We start from the raw sequence: 286 nt of genomic DNA, 5'->3' as shown, positions 1-286 counted from the left end.
CTGGATTGATATACACATGGTAGTGATTTCCTGTCAGCTTACGGTCAATCAGTTCGACACAACCAATCTCGATTATCCTGTGGCCAAGCTGAGGATTTATACCGGTGGTTTCTGTATCAAGTACGACCTGCCTCACCCTTCAACTCCATCAATCACATGAACCTTACCAATACTGTCTTTTCGAATAACCGAGTCAACTCCGAGATTGGCAAGCTGGTCAGCCATTTCATTACCTGGATCACCACTATGACCTTTCACCCAAAACCATTTTACCTCATGTGTTGCG

General features: G+C 44.8%; 2 protein-coding genes. Both read right to left on the bottom strand.

Going from position 1 to position 286, the window contains the following annotated elements; all coding sequences use genetic code 11:
• Positions 1 to 136, bottom strand: a 136-nt coding sequence (locus A3757_RS25115; RefSeq protein ID WP_255374980.1) for an exonuclease domain-containing protein, incomplete at its 3' end; no start/stop codon positions are given.
• Positions 133 to 286, bottom strand: a 154-nt coding sequence (locus A3757_RS25110; RefSeq protein WP_304439179.1) for an RNase H family protein, incomplete at its 5' end; no start/stop codon positions are given. The genes A3757_RS25110 and A3757_RS25115, both read right to left, overlap by 4 nt.

Source organism: Oleiphilus sp. HI0117, assembly GCF_001635235.1.
This window is presented reverse-complemented; position numbering and strand designations above follow the sequence as displayed.